The sequence below is a fragment of the Planctopirus hydrillae genome, assembly GCF_001707835.1.
Lineage (GTDB): Bacteria > Planctomycetota > Planctomycetia > Planctomycetales > Planctomycetaceae > Planctopirus > Planctopirus hydrillae.
This window is the reverse complement of sequence record NZ_LYDR01000050.1, coordinates 80,577-100,338: the sequence shown is the minus strand read 5'-3', so window position 1 is coordinate 100,338 and position 19,762 is coordinate 80,577. Positions and strand designations below refer to the sequence as shown.

The 19,762-nt window shown below is 52.8% G+C and carries 12 protein-coding genes; 5 read left to right on the top strand and 7 right to left on the bottom strand.

What is annotated here, in order from left to right; genetic code table 11:
- Positions 1-108: 108 nt before the first annotated feature.
- Together A6X21_RS06800 and A6X21_RS06795 are read right to left on the bottom strand one after the other, a co-directional pair.
- The gene (locus A6X21_RS06800) at positions 109-1,401 is read right to left on the bottom strand and encodes a rhomboid family intramembrane serine protease (RefSeq protein ID WP_068846863.1); all 1,293 of its coding nucleotides are present in this window, start codon (positions 1,399-1,401) and stop codon (positions 109-111) included.
- Between the two features lie 60 nt (positions 1,402-1,461).
- The gene (locus tag A6X21_RS06795; RefSeq protein WP_068846862.1) at positions 1,462-4,509 is read right to left on the bottom strand and encodes a PAS domain S-box protein; all 3,048 of its coding nucleotides are present in this window, start codon (positions 4,507-4,509) and stop codon (positions 1,462-1,464) included.
- Positions 4,510-4,916: 407 nt separating this feature from the next.
- Between A6X21_RS06795 and pyk the strand changes: the two genes are divergently transcribed.
- On the top strand, positions 4,917-6,380 hold the full coding sequence (gene pyk, locus A6X21_RS06790; protein WP_068846861.1) for a pyruvate kinase: 1,464 nt from the start codon (positions 4,917-4,919) through the stop codon (positions 6,378-6,380).
- Positions 6,381-6,756: 376 nt separating this feature from the next.
- Positions 6,757-7,317 (top strand): ribosome recycling factor, encoded by a 561-nt coding sequence (frr, locus tag A6X21_RS06785; protein WP_068846860.1) that lies wholly within the window; start codon positions 6,757-6,759, stop codon positions 7,315-7,317.
- An 87-nt stretch (positions 7,318-7,404) separates the two neighbouring features.
- Here frr and A6X21_RS06780 read toward each other — a convergent pair whose 3' ends face one another.
- Both A6X21_RS06780 and A6X21_RS06775 read right to left on the bottom strand, forming a co-directional pair.
- Entirely contained in the window at positions 7,405-8,079 is a 675-nt protein-coding gene (locus A6X21_RS06780) for an RloB family protein (protein WP_068846859.1), read from the bottom strand.
- Entirely contained in the window at positions 8,072-9,364 is a 1,293-nt protein-coding gene (locus tag A6X21_RS06775; protein WP_068846858.1) for an AAA family ATPase, read from the bottom strand. The genes A6X21_RS06780 and A6X21_RS06775 overlap by 8 nt, the downstream gene beginning before the upstream one ends.
- A 304-nt stretch (positions 9,365-9,668) precedes the next feature.
- Here A6X21_RS06775 and A6X21_RS06770 point away from each other — a divergent pair, with 304 nt between their 5' ends.
- Positions 9,669-10,985, top strand: coding sequence for a DUF6807 domain-containing protein (locus A6X21_RS06770; protein WP_165603701.1), 1,317 nt, complete (start codon positions 9,669-9,671; stop codon positions 10,983-10,985).
- 131 nt (positions 10,986-11,116) lie between these two features.
- Here A6X21_RS06770 and A6X21_RS06765 read toward each other — a convergent pair whose 3' ends face one another.
- Positions 11,117-11,995 (bottom strand): GNAT family N-acetyltransferase, encoded by an 879-nt coding sequence (locus A6X21_RS06765; protein WP_068846856.1) that lies wholly within the window; start codon positions 11,993-11,995, stop codon positions 11,117-11,119.
- A 266-nt stretch (positions 11,996-12,261) separates the two neighbouring features.
- Between A6X21_RS06765 and A6X21_RS06760 the strand changes: the two genes are divergently transcribed.
- Together A6X21_RS06760 and A6X21_RS06755 are read left to right on the top strand one after the other, a co-directional pair.
- On the top strand, positions 12,262-13,257 hold the full coding sequence (locus tag A6X21_RS06760; RefSeq protein WP_068846855.1) for a sugar phosphate isomerase/epimerase family protein: 996 nt from the start codon (positions 12,262-12,264) through the stop codon (positions 13,255-13,257).
- Positions 13,258-13,983: 726 nt separating this feature from the next.
- Entirely contained in the window at positions 13,984-14,586 is a 603-nt protein-coding gene (locus A6X21_RS06755) for a hypothetical protein (RefSeq protein WP_068846854.1), read from the top strand.
- A 409-nt stretch (positions 14,587-14,995) separates the two neighbouring features.
- Here the strand turns inward: A6X21_RS06755 and A6X21_RS06750 are convergent, their stop codons facing one another.
- Positions 14,996-15,424: a YkgJ family cysteine cluster protein gene (locus tag A6X21_RS06750; protein WP_068846853.1), complete on the bottom strand. Its 429-nt coding sequence runs from the start codon at positions 15,422-15,424 to the stop codon at positions 14,996-14,998.
- A gap of 106 nt (positions 15,425-15,530) precedes the next feature.
- Positions 15,531-19,565, bottom strand: a complete 4,035-nt coding sequence (locus A6X21_RS06745) for a serine/threonine protein kinase (protein ID WP_068846852.1) — start codon at positions 19,563-19,565, stop codon at positions 15,531-15,533.
- Positions 19,566-19,762 lie beyond the last annotated feature (197 nt).

Sequence of the window (19,762 nt, the reverse complement as noted above, 5' to 3'; positions counted from 1 at the left end):
AACGCCTGACTCAAACCCAACGCCGCCAAGGAGAAAGACTGCTCAACTCCTGCTGAGAAAATCGTGGACGGCGTTGCATGGCACACCAATGGTATTCTCGAACCTGTCTTACAGTGTTGTTCCTTCACCTGCGGAGTTTGGCGAATCGTCTGGTAATCCGCTGGGTTTGTGTGGTTCGACAGATTTTGGCCGAACCAGTTCAATCAGGGGAGATCTCAGCCATGAATCGGGGTTTTGCTGAGACCAATCCTGCAGATCATCTTCCATGGAGGGGCCAAGACTGTTTCGTGCCAGATGTTCATCAAACTGCTTGAGCCAGATGGGCGAATCTTCGCCGAGGATCTGTACGGCGATCTCAGTGGCTAACGGTTCCAGATGCAATCGTTTCAATAATCCCCACTGCTGGCTGGTGACTTCTAGCAGTTCGAGACTGTTGCGATTGATCAGTATCCCTTCGAGAAGAGTTTTCCACGCATCCATGGGCTGTTGCGAAGCCTGTTGTCTTTCAGCCAGTTCTATCCATGCACCGGGAAGGCGGGGATCATACGAGATAGCTCTTCGCAGCCCTTGGAGACACGCTGCCGAATCTTGCTTGTCGAGTCGCGACAGATACCAGTGATACCGGCCCAGCCAGAAGGGATGAACCGCTCCATATCCGGCAGCCACAAGCAGCACGAAAGCGGTTGCGATGAAGACCATTCGCCAAGACTTGGACCAGGGATTGATAACAGCCCAGGCGACTCCCACGAGCAAGCCGCTGACATGAGCGGTATTTCCGATGTTCAGAATCTCCAGAGCCGATAAGCCGGCCATCACCGCAGCCATCAGCAGGTAGAAAATCCAGCGTTCATCGGGGAGTTGCCGGGCGAGTTCTTCGTCTCGAAGTCGTGCGATCACGAGATAACCCAGGAGTGCAAAGAGGCCACCCGAGATCCCGACAACATTCTCACCCCAGAAGAGTTCGGCACAGACGGAAAAGACAGTCGAGAAGATGAAGAACAGGCTGAAAGAGATTTTACCCAGGCGTTGTTCCACCAGCGGGCCCAGAAATGCCAGTACCATCAGATTCAAGGTCAGGTGGACAGGATCACCATGATGAAAGCCTGTCACCAGCAATCGCCACCATTCTCCCTTCCATAATTCAAACGGCCCATACAACTCGGGGGTGACATTTTTCCAGATCTGTGGTTCGACTTCCCGAAAGAAACTGAGTGTCGAAATCGCACCCCAGTTCCGGGATTGGCTCTCGGTCGATTCCCCTCCGGCAATCAAGGTGAGCAGAAACAGCATTGCCGACAACAGCATGAAGCTGATGGTGACTGGAAATTGCCTTGCGAACAGGCGGATCTGTCTGGCAATGCGCGCGGGTGTAGGAAACTCATGCAGTGGAGCGGTCGTCACTCGCAGTGATCCTCAGGGCAGGAAGAAATGACCATTCATCACAGGTTAGTCCGCATGAGTTCAGTCCGCATGAGTATCACTTCTGACTGACTCACCTGGCCGCTCCAAACTTCCATAATGCTTAAGGAGTGCCCGCAGAGAGTCAAGGCTGGTGGGTTTCGTCAAATGCTGATTGAAGCCTGCGGCCTGCGTGCGCTGACGATCATCAGGTTGTCCAAAACCAGTGAGTGCCACCAGGACTGGCCGCTGGGGGCATTGTGCGCGAATCTGTCGGGCCACCTGATAACCATCAATCCCGGGCATGGCGATATCCAGAAAGACCAGATCGGGAGGATTGGCAATAATTCGTTCAATGGCTTCGTGGCCATCGAGACAGATTTCCGCAGGCTGTCCAATCGCGCGCAGCATCATCCCGAGAGTTTTTGCACTGGCAGCGACATCATCAACGATCATGATGCGTAAGTTGCCCGCCGGTTGTTCGGACGTCTGATCCTGAACACTTCCGTTGGTATTCGAGGTCTCGACCTGGGTGGATGTCCCATCATGTCTGACTGAAAGCGAGGTGTTTGCCTTCGCAGAATTCTCAGGCTGCTCGCTGGAACTGTTATTAACGGCAGGATCCTTGGCGAGAGGTGCAGCAGACCGGGGCAGAGTGATCGTAAAGCGACTTCCTTTGCCGAGTCCTTCGCTGAAGGCCACTACGCTTCCGCCATGCAGTTCTGCCAGTGAGCGAACCAACGTCAGGCCAATCCCTAAACCCCCTTGAGCACGATCGAGCGAACTTCCAACCTGCTCGAACATGCCGAAGATCTGTTCCAGCATATGTGCCGGGATTCCTGCGCCGTTATCAACGACCTGAATTTCCACTTGATGCTCAAACGGCACCACCTGGAGATGAATCCTGCCGTGGGGATCGGTGTACTTGGCGGCATTGTTCAGCAGATTGGCGACGATCTGCACAATGCGTGTGGCATCGGCTTTAATCCAGACCGGTTCGTTCGGCAAGTCGGTGGTCAACTGATGACCCGCCTGTTGAATCAGCGGTTGGGCGACTTCAATCGAAGTCTTGATACATTCACGAAGATCAAGAATGGCTGGTTTTAACTGGATTTTTCCACCACTGATGCGAGAGACATCCAGCAGATCGTCGATCAGACGCACCATCTGCTTTGTCTGGCGACTGAGCATCTCACGCACTTCGGTCAGTTCTCCGGCAGATAGATCTGCAGCCCGCCAGGCTTCCAGAGCATTGGAAATCGGTGTCAGTGGGTTTCTCAATTCGTGCGATAATGTGGCGAGAAACAGATCCTTCCTGCGGTCTGCCAGTTCAAGTTCCTGTTGAGCCTGACGCAGCGCGTCGATGTCGGTCATGGTGCCGATCATTTCTACCACGACGCCATCGCTGTTGATCTGCGGAACCCCTCGCAATAAATGCCAGCGGCTCAATCCATCTCGTCCGCGGAGTGGAAGTTCGAACTCGCAGGTTTCCGGCTTGCGGGAGGCTGTCGACCATTCACGCGCGACCTGCTCCTGATATTCCATTGGGACAGCGCGGAGCCAGCCCATACCACGGGTTTCTTCGGGTGTCAGCCCTGTGTATTCGTACCAGCGGTCATTGCAGTAAAGATTGTCTTCGCCGGGCCGGGCAATCCAGACGATCTGTGGCGAGGCATTCGTGAGCATGCGATAGCGCTGTTCGGCAGCCCGCAGTTGTGACAGGTTGACGGTGTAAATCGCCACCTCACTTTCCTCGTCGTCGAGCAATTTGACAGCGGCAATCAGCACTGGAACCCGCATGCCGTTTTGTGCGATAAACTCCTTCTCGAATGGGCGGCAGCGACCTGTGGCTCGTAACTCTTCCCAGGCGCCGGTATCTAATCCGGAAAACTGTGTGGGAGTGATGTCGCCCCAACTCAGATCGGCGCTATAGAGCCCCTCGCGCGAATAGCCAATTGTTTCCAGGTACGTTTCGTTGGCATCAATGATGCGACCATCCTTGTTGCACAGTGCCATGCCGACGAGACTGCTGTCAAACACTCTGCGAAAACGCTCATCACGACGTCGAATGGCCTGTGCCGCCTTGAGCTTTTCGGAGATATCCCGCACGACGAGAACTGTTCCCTGAAGCTTCCCTTTGGCGTTACGAATGGGCGAAGCCCTATCATCGACGGCAACTCGTGTCCCATCGGCCCGGATGAGCCAGTTGGTTTCTTTGGCAGCCAGTTTCTGCCCAGTTCGCAGGACCTGATGCACAGGATGCTCTGTGGTTTTTGTCGCCGAATCGGCCATGATCTGAAAGATCTGATCGACAGGTTGACCCAGGACATCGTCGCTCACCTGAATGAGCGATTTGGCCACATCGTTCATCAAGGTGATGCGGCCATGGGCGTCAGTCGTTACGAGGGCATCGTCCACGCTGTGGATTGTGACACGAAAGTTTTCGCTCGTCAGACGGGCCGACTGCTCCGCCACAATTCTGGCGGCGAGTTCCTGATCGATTGATCTCCAGGCACCAATCGCGACTCCTGTTGAGATCAGCACGGCCAGTAAGGTCGTCATGATGGCCACATAGTAATTGAATTCGACACCTGCCGAACGCTGATCCAGCAATGTCCTTTCGGCGTTGACCATCTCTGCCACTCGCGAGCGGATTTCATCCATCTGTACCCGGGCTCGGCCTGTCCGGGCGATCTTCATCAGTTCCGATTCCCCAGATTCAATAAAGACCTGAATGGCATTGGCGGCGACTCCCAGTCTTTCGGCAATGATTGGTGCCAGTTCGACCAAACGTCGGGTTTGCTCGGGATTGTCGGCCAGTTGATCAGAGAGGTTCGCATAAGTTCGAGGGAGCTGCTCGAGCGCGACGAGGCCACTATCGAGGTATGTCGATTCTCTGGCGATGACAAAACCCCGGCAACTCGATTCAAACGTCACCATTTCTTCCTGCAGATTGGCCAGCAATCTGAGCACTTCAAAAGTGTGCGAGACATCCCGCTGGGCATCGAACAGCCGACCAATATTCACACTGGTGACAAACCCGTTGACAGCCAGTAAGACGATCACGAGGACCAGGTTGATCGATGTGATTCGCCGCTTCGTCTGAGGCATGATTCTGCACCACCATACATTCTTGTTTTTGCAATTCACCCGGTGACGATCGCCCAAGGCCGTTTCTACAAAGAAGGGAGTTCCTTGGGGGCCAGCCGGTCAGTGCCGCTTACTAACGGAAACGACAAAAGGGAAACGACAAAAATTGATCAATCTGGGCGAAAACCGGTCATCTGCTGGAAGCTGATCGAACAGGGCGACACTTTGCAACTCGGTCGAAAAGATTCTGTCAATTCTGTTAAGCGAATACCGTACCTGACAGATCTCCGTGAAAATCGAGCAAATGGCGAGCTTCCCGGACTGCGCGAATTTCTCCGGATGTGCTATCCTGCCGCCTCAAACGCTCATCTTTCGACTCTTCAGGGGGTTGCTCGTTTCAATCTCTGGCCCATGAGGAAGTTCCAGATATGTCATATGTCCTTCGTTCTGAAACACCGTTTGCAAAAACCAAGATTATCGCGACCGTGGGTCCTGCCTGCTCGACTCCCGAAAAACTTCGCGAGCTGGCCATTGCCGGAGTTGATATTTTCCGGTTGAACTTTGCTCATGCCAAGTACGACATTCTCGAAGGGGTGCTGGATTCGATTCGGAAAATCTCAGTCGAACTTGGCACACCGATTGGCGTCCTCGGTGATCTTTCCGGCCCCAAAATTCGTCTGGGTCTGTTGCCAGAAGATGGTATTCGCTGCCGGTACGGTGCCAAGTTTGAATTCGTCAGACAGGTTTCCGCCGGTACGGATAACCAGTTGACCTGCACCTATGAGCAACTGATCGACGATCTGAGGCCTGGCGACCGTGTGCTGCTCGCCGATGGAACGGTCTCGATGAAAGTTCTCGAGCAGGATGCCAGCGCGGGCAAGGTGGTTTGCGAAGTCACCCAGGCTGGCATGATCCGCTCCAAACAGGGGGTCAATCTTCCCGGTGTGGCGCTGAGCACACCTTCGTTGACACTCAAAGATCGCGAAGATCTGCAATGGGCCCTGGATCACCAGCTCGACTATATCGGCCTGAGCTTCGTGCGTTCCGCCCAGGATCTGCGAGATCTGCGGAAGGTGATTGCCGAGCATCCCACGACGACGCCTCCGTGGATTGTCGCCAAGATTGAGAAAGTCGAGGCGATTAATGATCTGGAAGCGATTATCGGTGAGACGGATGCCGTCATGGTGGCCCGCGGCGATTTGGGTGTGGAAGCCGATGTGGATCGCGTTCCCGTGCTTCAAAAGCGGATTATCCGCCTGTGCAACGAGCATCGAATTCCTGTCATTACAGCGACACAAATGCTCGACAGTATGCAGAAAAATGAACTTCCCACGCGGGCTGAAGCGACGGACGTTGCGAATGCCGTCCTCGATGGAACCGATGCCGTGATGCTTTCGGGCGAGACTGCTGTGGGTGATCATCCCGTCGCGGCGGTTTCGATGATGAGCCGCATTGCCGGACATGCCGAGCGGCTGCTTGATCCTCACAAGTTCGTCGACAAGCTGGCTCTTCCCCGTAATCGGGCCACAGCCATTACTGAGGCGGTGGTTTGTGGTGCGGGCAATGCAGCCGAGCAACTGGGAGCGAACCTGATTGTGGTTGCCACTCGCGGCGGCAAAACCGCCATGGCACTTTCCCGGCAGCGAGGGACTGTTCCGATTCTCGCTTTGACAGATCGACCGGAAATTGCCCGCCGGATGAAGCTCTATTGGGGGGTCACACCCCTCGCGACGGAGGCGGTCAAGTACCCACCCAGCGAGCTTCTGGCCTTCGTTGCCAATTACGGCAAAGAGCATGGTTTGCTCTCATCGGGCAGTAAGCTTGTTCTGGTCGGCAACTCGGACTGGAACCAGGAATATCACGACGTGATGGTCGTGCATGTCATGCCATGACGTTTTCCAGCTAGAAAACTGCATCTGAGCGTCAAGAAATACGATTTTTGTGTAACCGTGTAGCAACGTGATTGGGTGGCTGGGGTCGGATGTCTGCATCCGCCCCCAGGTCAATCGAGTTCACCATCATGAATGCATCCGAAAAGTTTCTCACAACTCACCAGCACAATTGCCACGAACAAGTAACATCAATCGACCTGGGGGCAAACGAGGACGTTTGAACCCAGCCACCCAGCCGTAAGCCTTGTTGACGGTCTGAGTTTGGTCCGCATGTCGAAGCACGGGCTGGCGACTTTCCGCCAGTCACATAAAACAGTATTCTCTGAAGTTCTGGTTTGATCAACTTTGGATGCCCAAGCTTTTGAGAGGCACTTTCATGGATCCCGACGAAATTCTATTGGATGCTGAAGAACGTATGGACAAGGCTGCGCAGGTGCTGCAAGACCAGTTGGTGGGTTTGCGAACAGGCCGGGCGAACGCCAGTCTCGTTGATTCCATTCGAGTGGAATACTACGGATCACCGACTCCCATCAAGCAGTTGGCGACAGTGAGTGTTCCCGAGCCGCAGCAGATTATGATCAAGCCGTTCGATCAGTCGATTCTCAGTGAAATCGGCAAGGCGATTCAGGCGAGCGATGTAGGGTTGGCCCCCAATAACGACGGCCGCGTGATCCGACTGAACGTGCCACCCCTTTCGACCGAACGCCGCAAGCAGATTGTGGCTCGTGTGAAGGAAATGGCCGAAGATGCCCGCGTGGCGATCCGCAACATCCGCCGCGACGCCAACAAACATGCCGACACTGCTCTGAAAGACAAGCTGATGAGCGAAGACATCCACGAATCGACCAAAGAGTCGGTTCAGGAACTAACCAAGAAGTACGAAGGAAAAGTCAATACTGTCGCCGAAGCGAAGGAAAAGGAAGTGATGGAGCAGTAGGAGTGATCACCTGCTGGCCGACATGACGACCGCCATCAACCTCAACAAGCCCGCCTCTGGTAACATTGCTGGAGGCGGGTTTTTATTTCATGATCCCGGCAACGACTCATTGCCGGGAGAGGCAAATCCCAGGCGAATTTCTTCGGTGAGTCGATAGACGCCAGTGCTCGGGTTCTTGCCCGGTTCGCGGATAGAAGCGGCTAACTCATCGAGCTTTTTGGCTCTTATTACGGCCTGATGATACCCTGTTTCGCAATCTTTGAAGTGCACAGAGAGCACTTCTTTCTGGTACGTCGGCCAGTGCTGTTTCTGTTTCAGTAAAGAGCGAATCGCATCTTGTTTTCTGGAACCTGGTGACTCACGCAAGTGCAACAAGAGCCAGAGTTCAAAACTCGGGTTAGAAATGGCCAGTTCGATCCCATGATCCAGAGCCATGATTCTGGCTTGGTCGAGTCTGGAGTGATCATCAACATCTATCACACACCATACCCTGTCAAAGTCAAGATTTGAGTCATTCTCTGACTGTGCTCTCCTGGCAGCCTTGGTTTTGAAATCTCTGGCGGTTGTCACAACGAATTGTGGATCACCTTCACCATCTTCGTAGATGATTTCGACAAGCTGATTTTTGACAAACGCTTGAAACCGCTTGAGGTAACTCGGTTCCGTTACGCCGCCTTCGCACACCACCAGAATTCTCTGTCTGGGTGTGCGAGTCGCTTTGGATCGACCCGGTCGCTTGTTTCGGTCCCGATATCTACTCATGGGATGGAACTTCGGGAGCAATCGAAAAGTTGCCCAGGAATGGCACGGCGCTGTAACGACCCTGCAGATATCCCCGTTCCAGATTCTCTTCTTTGCGCGGCGTGAAATCTGTGAGGGGATACAGGACAGTTCCTCCTTCGTCGTCTTTTTCAGTCAGCCAGACCTCATCACGACGAACGACCGGATCACCCAGGGTTGTGCCAAGAAGATTGGTGTCGTGCGTGGTGAAGATGAGCTGTGCGTTATTGGGGTTCGTTTCGGGATCATTGAATTGCCTGACAATCGATTCAGCGATCTTCGGGTGCAGGCTGGCTTCAAGCTCATCGACAAGGAGGACGGAGCCATGGTCAATGGCGTCAAGTATCGGTACGGCAAGATTCAAAAGAGTTCGAGTCCCTCGCGATTCTTCTTCAAGTGGTAGCCACGCATCTCCACTTGTTGACTGATGCCGAAGTTGGATACGTGTCGATCGCTGAGAGTTGCGATCCTGATCAGATTGTATAGCGACCCTAAAGTCCACGATTCCCACATCGGCACTCTGAATTAATTCTTGGAGTCGATCGAGATCGAAATGTCGGTGATCATCTACTTCAAACAGAGTGCGTTGTCGAGCTTGTGTTTGGCTTTGAATAAGGTTGGCCAAATGAGTTTCCCGATTGGTCACACGGCCTCGAGTATGTCGCGTGGACTGATTGATCATGGAGTCCATCCGCCAGAACCAGTCATACACGCTTCGCAACTGCGGGTGCTGTAACTGCACGGCTGTTGAAAGAAACAAACCGTCCGGGCGAGTGGCTTCTTCAATGAGTTTGTTGGCGCCCACCAGATTCGGCCCGAACTTAAACTTCTGCTCGTCTCGCTCATACCAAGTTTGTTTCTTCCCATGCGGCCATGCATAAAGCCATTCTTCAACGATGGCCTCGTCAGTACAGGCGATGCCGAATTCGTATTTCACATCATCTTGCAGAAATGTGACTTCATAAACTGAGGGTTCATCTCGTTTCTGTTGCCAGGCAAATGGCTCGCGGGGAATGATTTCGCCTGGTGCCCACATCCGCTGCGAATAAACGACGGCATCCCTGAGAAATGCAAGTGCCGAAAGGACGTTGCTCTTGCCGCTGGCGTTCGCGCCGTAGATGGCGGCTACCGGGAGAATCTTTTCGCTCAAACCCACATCGCGCGGCCTCAGATCATTGTCCTCACCTCGACCGCTTGCCGCAGTCATGGTGAGCACCTGCTCTTCGCGAATGGAACGGTGATTGGAAACACGAAATTCAATGAGCATGGCGACACCCTTTTGGGAAAGAGTAGCTCTTTTGACCGGCTTTACGCAAGAAATCTGCGCAAAATGCGACAAAGATGGCTGAAATCTGCCGTTTATCAGCACGGGTCCTACGGTACCAGTCGGTTTCCGAGATCTCTGATTCGTTAATGCGGAGGAGTTTGGCTGCAGATTCGCTACGATCAGGATCTCTCAACGAATCACTGTCGATCGAAATTACGCGATGTTCAACAGCAGCAGGCTCTCGCCATCGAGAGAAGTCAATCTGTCTGGCGACCTTTTCATGACTAGACAAGGAATCAGCGGCATGAAGATCGGTAGAAGATTGATCCTGTTCGCCATGATCTGCACCTCGACCGTTGTGGCAGAGGCTTCATCTCTCGTCATTGAGATCTCTGCTGACAAAGTGGCGCGCAAATTGGTACCTGTGTGTATCGAACTTCCGGCAGTTCTCGGCGAAGCAAAGCAGGTTTCTTTGTTTGAGGTGGATTCAAATCAGCGTATTCCCTGCCAGATTGAAGCAGGTTCGCCACCGAAGGTCTGGTGGATGCTTGAGCATCTTCCGGCGGGTGAAACTCGGAGGTATCGGCTCACGGCGGTTGATTCTGACGATTCAAAAGCCGGAAACGGCACTACTGCTCCCGCGCCCGATATGACTGCTACGGTCGATGGGCAGGCCTTAGCGATTTCCATTGAAGGCTTGCCGGTTCTCAAGTATCAGCAGGCTGTCATGCCCTCGGCTGATCCTGCCAAGCCATTCTATGCTCGCAGCGGGTTCATTCACCCGGTCTTTGAACCGGCTGGCCGGGCAGTCACGGAGGCGATGCCCGCTGACCATATGCATCAGCACGCCCTCATGTTCGCCTGGGTGAATGCCGAGTTTGAAGGCCGCAAGGTCGATTTCTGGAACAGTCACAAAGAGCAGGGGCTTGTCCGGAATGTTCGTCTGGAAGATATCCAGGTGGGCCCGGTTTTTATCCGCTTTAAAGCCCGACTCGAACATGTCGACCAGACTCCCGAAGATGGTCCTCGAGTTGCGCTGCACGAGCTTTGGGACGTCAAGGTTTTCCATCGAACCGATGGATTTCTCTTCGACTGGCAATCGACCCTCACCTGCGCGACGGAGTCTCCTCTCAAACTCCTGAAGCATGATTACGGAGGTTTGTGCCTGCGCGGGCGCGACGAGTGGAATATCGCCGACGGTGGCGAATTCCTGACGAGCGAAGGCAAAACACGAGCCAATGGGAACCATACGCGGCCTCACTGGTGCGATCTTTCCGGCCCTTTGCCAGTCACTCCCGTCCCTCAAGCGCCGACAGCATCAAAGGCAACTCCAGCGATAAACGGTACCCAGGAGCCAGCGACATCACCTGCTCCCTGGGGCGGGATTGCGGTTCTTGACCATCCGTCGAATTTTCGCTTCCCGCAACCTGTCCGGCTGCATCCCCACATGCCTTATCTCTCGGTCACACCTGCACCTCTGGGCCCTTTTGAGATCGAACCGGGCAAGCCTTACATCACCCGTTTTCGATTTTTCACACATACCGGCAAGCCCGAGGCCAACGTTATTGACCAGCTCTGGGCGGATTACGCACAGCCTGTGGCCAGCCAGGTGATTGAGTAATTTCCATCTGGGAAATCAATGGCGGGTGGAGAGTCTGTGAGGCATGCTTGCTCCGAGCCGCAAGCATGGCACACACAAGCGAGTGGCCAAGTGAGTGATCGGGTCGCCTGACGTGATCTGCAGGCTTGTCGTTAACCGAGTTCTAAAGATGTGATCCCGAAGATCTGCTCATGCGCGAGCGTGGGAATGGGCCCCAGGTACATGCGAGTGCATTCAAAAATCTGAGTCATCCCCAGACTTTGACAAAGTGCCATCGCAGACTGGTTATTCTCGGGAACATCGATGAGCAGCGATTGTCCTTCGGTGTACTGAAAGCTGTTGAGCAACAGGGCCCGGGCAATTTCGGGAGTCTCGGCATACAAAGGAGCCAGCTTCCAACCCACTCGGCAACGCCGCAAAAGACTGTAGCCTCGAAGGTTTTTTCCCTCCTGCCAGGCGAGTGAGACAATCCCCGGTTGTGTCAGCCAGTGATTCAGGAATTTTGGGCGTGCACCGGGAAAACAGCGCGCGTCCAAAATCTCGATCCGTTCTCTGGGAATGGTGCTCAATTCGACAATCTCGGGAACGTTCGCAATGGCTGGCAACGAATGGGCCTGGGCCTCATACCGGCAATGTCGATGTTGGGGCACAAACCCGCCCTTGGCATAGAAGGGAATCATGTTGGTGACGGCATCGAGGCCGATCGTTCCTGAAGTGGTTTCTGGAAAAGGTGTGAGTCTGGCCAGCAGATGATCCCGGCGGGCATACCACAACTGTTCGCCCAGGCCCTGGCCGCGAAACTCGGGGCGGAGGATGAACAGCCCCATGAAGCCGAAGTGGGGGTTGTGGCGGACAACACTCCCACCTCCTGCCAGCTCGCCATCAACTTCGAGGCCCAGAAATCCCTCCGGATCAGCGGCCCAGAAGTTGGCTGCATCATGCACGCCCGGGTTCCATCCCTCCAGAGCCGCCCAGTTGACGAGCTGTTCCACTTCGGGGAAGGTCAGAGGACGAATGATGGCCGAAGGCATGGCGAAGGACCTTAAAATTTCGTGAAGGGTGTCTCAGAAACAGAATCGGGGAAGCCAGATCTTCCCTATCATATCGAATCAGGGAAATGGGAAAGTCGTCGCTCATGGGCTTGTCACCATCGCGTGACTTTACAAACGTCCAGAAAACGGCCATACCATTCTTATGTGCGACTCTTGATCTGTGCCAGAACCGGTTCTTCATACCGGTTCTCGTTCAGGTGAGCGTCTGAAATTCCGTCATTGTTCTCTCGCGCCGAGGTCACGTCATGTCTCGTCCTGTCACGCTCTTCACCGGCCAGTGGGCCGACCTCAAGCTGGAAGATCTTTGCAAGAAAGCTCGGGACTTTGGTTTTGATGGTCTCGAACTGGCCTGCTGGGGTGACCACTTTGAAGTGGATAAGGCCCTCTCTGATGATGGCTATTGCCAGCGGAAGCGCGACCTGCTCGAAAAGTACGACCTGCAGGTGTTCGCGATCTCGAACCATCTCGTTGGTCAGGCTGTCCTCGACAAGATTGACGCTCGGCACAAATCGATTCTTCCCGCCTACGTCTGGGGTGATGGACAGCCGGAAGGTGTCAATCACCGTGCGGCGGAAGAAATGAAAAACACGGCTCGCGCTGCCCGCAAGCTGGGTGTCAGTGTGGTGAATGGCTTTACCGGTTCCAGTATCTGGCACTTGACTTACGATTTTCCTCCCACACCCAAATCGATGATCGATGATGGATTCCAGCTTCTGGCCGACCGCTGGAACCCGATTCTCGATGTCTTCCAGGAGTGCGGCGTCAAGTTTGCACTGGAAGTTCACCCCACAGAGATTGCCTTCGATATCTATACCGCTGAGCGATCTTTGCAGGTGCTCGACCGCAGGGAAGAATTTGGATTCAATTTCGACCCCAGCCACCTGATCTGGCAGGGGGTGGACCCTGTCGAATTCATCCGCTCCTTCCCGGATCGTATTTATCATGCTCATATGAAGGATGCCAAAGTCACCCTCAATGGCAAGAGTGGCATACTTTCCAGCCACCTTTCGTTTGGTGATCCCCGCCGAGGCTGGGATTTCCGCAGTGTGGGCCGTGGTGGTGTGCAGTTTGAAGACATTATTCGTGCCCTGAATCACATCAAGTACGAAGGCCCACTTTCGATTGAATGGGAAGACAGCGGCATGGATCGCGAACATGGTGCCCGCGAAGCGTGCCAGTACGTGAAGAATGTCGATTTCAAGCCGAGCGGCCGGGCCTTCGATGCGGCCTTCAGCGACTGAGACTTGATTGATGAAAAAGCCATGCGGCGTATGAGGCTTGGGTGTCATGAACCAGAGCCGCATACGCCGCTGTTGTTTGGCTGGATGCAGCTAATCGTTATCCGGGGAAGAAAAGGTGCGTGGTTGGTTGGGAAGACATGTTTGCCCAGAGCTGCATGCATGGCACAGGGCCGGTCGGTGTTTGTAAAAAATATCACGGCGTAGTAGGGTCCGCTGTGCGGACGACATTCGGCATACCACCACCCGCGACATCATTAAAAGTCGCGTACATGCCAATCCACCCATTCGGGCTACCACTATGGAACTGGTGCATTCCGAGGACCCCATGTGCCCTACGTTCCCGGTAAATTTAGAAACTTAATTCGGGGCATGCTTCAGGGCTTGCTATATTATGCGCGACGCTTTTTGTGCCTGTCGTCACCCAGACGTTCAAAGCCACGTCTGGGCCACCCTGCGAACTGGCAAGGTGGCACAATATGTTTGGGAATTCTCAACAAACAACTGTGCTTTGAAACGTACCATGAAACAAGTTCGCATTCAGTCCGGTGGTTGACCCTCCAACCACTGATGTCTCTCGCCACTTCTCTAGAAATCAGAACTTCAGCCAGAGCCAAGCGGCGATGAGCTTTTCTTAGAGACTTAAATGTAATTCCTTCTTATTATTATACGGATCAATTAACGCGGTATTGGATTTGCCCAAAAGAAAACATCGATTGGAGTTTCTCAATGACGATTTCGAGTGATCAGATATCAACTCTTCATGTCTGTCAACTCGACAACAACAGGCTGAAAGGTGATCATCCGCACTTTATTCTGCACAAACCACTCAGTCACGAAGATGGCAAAGCCGCGTATCAGTTAATCATCGGGAAGAAGAAGAGTTATTTATTTCTACTTTTCTGGGGAGCTGTCATCACAGCCGCTTTGACATTTGTAATCATGCAAATTGCTTCGACACCTCATTTTACGGCAATGATTCTATTTCTCGTGTTGTTTGGAATCATCGCAATATCTGTCTTTAGTGGTGGCATTCATGTCCAATCACCGTTCGAGCATCAATTCAAGACAGGAGAAGGTATTTTCGAACCAATAACAATTGTAGTTGCTGAAGATGCTATTTGGCGTATCCATAAAAAATACATCTCTCGATTTCAGTGGCAACATTTCGACACATTTGAATCCAATCTGAATGGAGCGATGCTGCGAACTCGTGGTACTGTAGGTTATTTTGTATTGGGGCACTCACAGCTCGAAAATGCAGAAGACTGGGATCATCTCATCAGTTTCATTAACGATAGGATAAAAAGGTCTGATGTGACTGTGACTTGACGGGCAATGTTAAAGGCTATGGTGATACCCACGTGTTCAATACTCTCGGCGCTCGGCGCCCAATTGGTGCCATGTTGATAGCATTGGGTGAAACAAAGTGGTCAAGGCTCTTTGTTTTTACGGAAGTACCGTCATGTGAGTCTCTGAGGATCTCAGCTCGGGCAAGGTCAAGGTGCAGCGTTTCCGGTGCCGTTCTGTCGCTGGACCACTTCGGTCGATATCAGAATATCAAGCGGGGCCACCCTGTGAAAACATGCTTGCCCAGAGCTGCAAGCATGGCATGCAGCAGGGCACACAGCCGGTTGGTGTTTGTCAAAAACCATCAAAGTCGAATGAACTGCGGTTATACGAGGACGTGTGACCCCAGCCACGCCGCCGTAGAAACCCAGATCGAAAGAAATGCTTGTGATTAATTGAGTACGGGAAGAGCAGTCGCTTTTTCGCGTTTGATTTTTCGTGGTGGCAGGATGGCTTCGGCGTATTCCCAGAGTTGTTCCGGAGCTTCGAAGAATTTGTCGTAACAGCCGCCGACTTCGTACTCGCAGTTGTCTGTGGAGTAGCTCCGGCAGATGGCGGGACGGGTGTCGTAGACACCGCAGCGATTGTCGGGGAGCAGGTTTTTGCAGTCACCATAAACGAGCAGATACCAGGTGCCTCCATCGATAAAGATCGATGTGCGACCATGCATGATGTACCAGCGCATGTTGTCGAAATCATCCCAGCTGGTGGGAGTATCAATCGGCAGGGCAAAGTAGCGGCAGCACTTGGCAGTGCAGTAACTGCAAAGGTGCTCACCCGGCGGCAGCTTCTCGCGCGTCATGCGTGTCTTACGAGCCATGCTCTTCCTCAAACTTCCTGACTCGACCAGAAAATCAAATTCTTGCCCAAATCATAACCAGACCCTGAAGGCGATGCAGCTCTTTTCAGCAAATGCAGTCATCCAGTTATTTGGAAACAGTGACCGGCTTGTAATCGAACGAAACCTGACACTGTGAATGGAAAGGTTTGAGTGCTTCGACCAATTCTACGGAAGGTTGGCCATCGATGTAGCGGATGATGCTGAGTGTCTTCAGATTTTTGGCCTTTACGGCTTCGATCACGCGACTTGCCGATGGAACATCGCAGAGTGTGAGATACGTGAGGGCTGGAAACTTTGCGAGGAGAGTTCCACTCTCTGCCGGTAGTTGCGAATCTGTGACTGCCAATCGATAGAGTTTTGTCAGTTTGGCCAATTGTGCCACTCCCTGGGAGGTGATGGATGTTTGATCGACCCACAACTGTTCCAGTTCCTTCAAGTTGAGAATTTCATCGAGCGCACGATCCGAGATTCCCGTCAATCCGGCAATTTCAAGATGTCGTATTTTCTTGGCCTGCGACAGCACAGGCATGTGAGGGTCAGAAAACGAGAGTTTATCGCGAAGCCGCACTTCACGAAGCACATAGGGAACCGGGGGCAGATTGGCTGAAGATCTCACCTTCACCTTACTGCCGTCTGGCATTTCCAGATCGACTTCGCCGCCATGTCGAAGCACGAGGAAAGCGGCTGCTTCATCGGGTGTCGAAAAGGGTTGAAGTCGTGTAATGACGGTGAGGCCGGGCCGAGATTTCAAGGCGGCATTGATCCCCGCGTTTGTCAGCCGGGTCTGCCAGGCAACAATCATTTGCAAAGATTGACTTTGGGAGACCTCCAGCAAGGCGGCATCGTCGAAGGACGAATCGCTGACATCCAGAACTTCCAGCAATGGGAATTGGGATATGTTTTTCCAGGCCAGAGGGTTCAGATCTGTGTTACTGAGATTCAACTTTTTGAGCCTCGGAAACACTCCCGATGCGAGAGGAGTGGCCCACTGAATTTGAGTCGATGAGAGATTCAAACTTTCGAGAGATCGCAATTCACATAGAGCCTGGAGTGTTTCGTCACCAATATTTGATCTTGTCAGATCCATGGAGCTGACAGACCGTAGATCTCGAAACTCTTCCCCGGCACCTTTCTCGAATCGAGAGTCAGCAGCGTTAAAATCATGGGCTTGAAAAAAAACCACTATGGCCGACGCCATTTCTTTTCGGCTGATCTCGCGAAAGGTTGGTGACTTGACGTATGTCAAACTATTCAACGTTGTGAAGGCATCAGGAAATTTAAGCTTTACTTTACTTTCCATATCTCCGTACCAGCCACTGCGAACCAGCGATTCCATTTCTTTAATGGCAGGGGGGACACCAACGAGTTTTCTCCAATTGGTAATCCTCAAGCCGGGATTGACGCGATAAAAGCGTTCGACATCTCCTAAATCAGAAATATCGTCTAAGTAAAAACGTACTTCTCTGAGTTGAGGTAATGCAAAGATCTCGTCAAGACGAGGTGATTTCAGATCGACTCCGGGAAGTTGAATGACCGGAAGCCTTTTCCAGTTTTTCCATGACTCAAGCGAGTGTTGGGAGGCTGGTAGAGGGTTGAAGACAATCATATCGAGAGCTGGAAATCTTTCTGCCAGTTCTCGCAACTCAGTAAATGTCAATGCCGAGTTCCGCAAGTAAATAAATTTCAGATCATTGAGATGCTTGAGATCTTTAAGATCCTTCAGTCGGAGACCATCGACTGGTATCCGAAGATCGCTAAATCGCTTGAGTTGTTGTAGCAGTACGAGATTGTTGCTGAAAGTTCTATCGCTCGCGCTGACTTCTATGGCATTTAATAAAAATGGCAGTTTGGGGAGTTTCGCAACCTGATCGGCCTTGAACGGCGTCCCAGGATTGGCCGGTTCGATCACATCGACAAACCCGCCTTCCGAAATCACTTGTTTGGCAATCTCTGTTGGTAGCCGATACATGGGGTTTGGTGGAATGAGCCTGGCGTGATGGTGATGGCCTGACAGGTCCTCAATCTGGCCAGAAGCGACTGCAGGCAACTCATAATAGGCCAATGTCGAGGGATCATTAGCAAATTGAGCGGGTGGTTCAAAGCTCTCGCGGTATCGTGCGGAATTCGAGAAGCGGCAGGAATAAAGCCTCACCTGAGAAGTCTGCATATGTTCTTTACCGCCACCCACACAGGTGATCCCATCAAAAAACGGTTTTCCTTTGTTGTCATGCCATTGGGATGTGGATGACTTGGCCATCTGTAGGCCATTGATAAATACGTTCGTCAACTCTGGAGTAAAGACGACGGCCAGATGGATCTTTTGTGAGCGGTACCTGGAAATCTCCACCCCGTCATACAGATGGCCCCCGACGAACCGGCGATCACAATGCAATCGCCCCCTGAAGGCTGCGCCGTTGGCTGGCTGATCCCAGAAGACAAAGCGAACAATTCTTTCAATCGGTTCCCCTGTCGCGGTTCGGCCGGGGATGACCATCAAGTCGGCTGGGCTAAAGGGAAAAAACTCCGGGAGATCCAGCCAGGCTTCAAAGGTCAATGGTTCACTCTCATCGAGTCGCAGTGAAGGGATTTCGAGACGATCACCCATCCCCGTGAATTGATAGCCTTGCTCGACTGTGGTAATCGGCTGAAGAGTTTCTGGAGTTGTGGTGGAGCTCGTTTTATCAACTGGTTCCACAGGATTGGAGTTTGTGCCGGATCGAGAGGAATTCTCGGCTGACTGGAGAGCTGTGATCACCGGTTTCGGTTTTGGTAACGCCATCCATATCAGGCCGATCAGGAGCACTCCTGCAAGAGCGGCACCACCCATCATCTTCAGCCCGTGAGGTAACCTGCTCTTCGCCTTGGGTCTCTTTGGCCGAATGAGTGAAGGTTCCTGGGGAAAGTCGGTGCCAATGAGTGTGGCGACCTGATGAACCAGGATGGTTTCCGTGGTGGCGGATTCAACGGGTTCCTCACCATTCGAGATGGTTTTTTCTGCGATGGGAAATGGCGTTTCGACTTTTGTCGGATTGGTATCGCCTGTCCCAGTGGTCGAACCGATCGTTGTGGTACTTGAACTCCTCTGGACATAAGTTGCGTGCTTTGAACTCTTGAGGTATCCCAGGTTTTCAATGGCCTGAATGACCTCCTGCATATTCGCATAACGGTCTTCTGGTAACTTGGCGACCATTTTGCGGAATACCTGATCCACCTCCTGGGGAACATCGAGTCCTTTGTCAATCATCGAAGGAATTTGTGCTTCACGGTGAGCCACGAGGCGTTGAATGATACTGTTTCCCGGATAAAGCGTGTTCCCGGTGAGAAGATAGTAAAGAGTGCATCCGAGGCTGTAGATATCTGCTGGAGGGCCGACGCTCTTTGTGTTTTCCGCCTGCTCCGGGGCCATGTAATCGACAGTTCCCATGACAGTACCTGTTGAGGTCAAATCTGTCCGGGCTTCCGATTCCTGAGTAAATCGAGCCAGGCCAAGGTCGAGAATTTTGACACAGCCATGAGAATCAATCAGGATGTTCGCCGGCTTAATATCCCGATGCACAATCCCGTGCTGATGGGCATACTCAAGACCTCTGGCTGTCTGGCAGATCAAATCGAGGGCTGTCTCCAGAGGCATGGGGCCAGCGGCACTGACCTTCGACTGTAGATCTTTCCCTTCGACATATTCCATCACCAGAAAGTTGAGTCGTCGCACCTCATCGGCATCGAAGGCCTGCACAATATTCGGATGCGTCAAGCGTGCGGCTGCCTCGACCTCCCGCTGAAATCTCTCGCGCAATTCGTCCGACTTCACGAGGTTGGCGGAAACGACCTTGATTGCGACAAGCCGTTTCATGCGGGTGTGCTGGGCCTTGTAGACTGTGCCCATGCCCCCTTGCCCGAGTTTTTCGAGCAGCAAGTACTTGCCGAGCACTAACTGACTGGCTTTGCCTGCAAAACACTGCTGAGCCTGAAACGCTGTCAGTCGACCTTGCTTCACGAGGTAACGACAAATGTGTTCGGCTGTGGGGAACCGTGCTTCGTCGAGTAGTTCGCTTTGATCACTGGACGTGATCAATCCTGCCTGGAACATCTGGTCGATGAGCTCATGGACTTTGAGTGGCATGAACGATCACTCCTCAAGGATTGAGGGGAGACCTCAGTTCCCTGAATCTTCAGTATTTGCCTGGCGGTACTAAGCCTCATATGGTTGACCACACTCATGATTATCTTCCGAATGTGCAATCGCAACGCTTTAAGGAACATTTATTCACGCCACAAGGTTGCCTCCGGGGATGAGTTGCATGCAACTCCGAAGAATCT

Coding starts and splice junctions, on each gene's coding strand:
- A6X21_RS06780 (WP_068846859.1), bottom strand. CDS start 8,079: ATGAGTAGATATCGGGACCGAAACAAGCGACCGGGTCGATCCAAAGCG.
- A6X21_RS06755 (WP_068846854.1), top strand. CDS start 13,984: ATGACGATTTCGAGTGATCAGATATCAACTCTTCATGTCTGTCAACTC.
- A6X21_RS06765 (WP_068846856.1), bottom strand. CDS start 11,995: ATGCCTTCGGCCATCATTCGTCCTCTGACCTTCCCCGAAGTGGAACAG.
- A6X21_RS06750 (WP_068846853.1), bottom strand. CDS start 15,424: ATGGCTCGTAAGACACGCATGACGCGCGAGAAGCTGCCGCCGGGTGAG.
- frr (WP_068846860.1), top strand. CDS start 6,757: ATGGATCCCGACGAAATTCTATTGGATGCTGAAGAACGTATGGACAAG.
- A6X21_RS06775 (WP_068846858.1), bottom strand. CDS start 9,364: ATGCTCATTGAATTTCGTGTTTCCAATCACCGTTCCATTCGCGAAGAG.
- A6X21_RS06795 (WP_068846862.1), bottom strand. CDS start 4,509: ATGCCTCAGACGAAGCGGCGAATCACATCGATCAACCTGGTCCTCGTG.
- A6X21_RS06760 (WP_068846855.1), top strand. CDS start 12,262: ATGTCTCGTCCTGTCACGCTCTTCACCGGCCAGTGGGCCGACCTCAAG.
- A6X21_RS06770 (WP_165603701.1), top strand. CDS start 9,669: ATGAAGATCGGTAGAAGATTGATCCTGTTCGCCATGATCTGCACCTCG.
- pyk (WP_068846861.1), top strand. CDS start 4,917: ATGTCATATGTCCTTCGTTCTGAAACACCGTTTGCAAAAACCAAGATT.
- A6X21_RS06745 (WP_068846852.1), bottom strand. CDS start 19,565: ATGCCACTCAAAGTCCATGAGCTCATCGACCAGATGTTCCAGGCAGGA.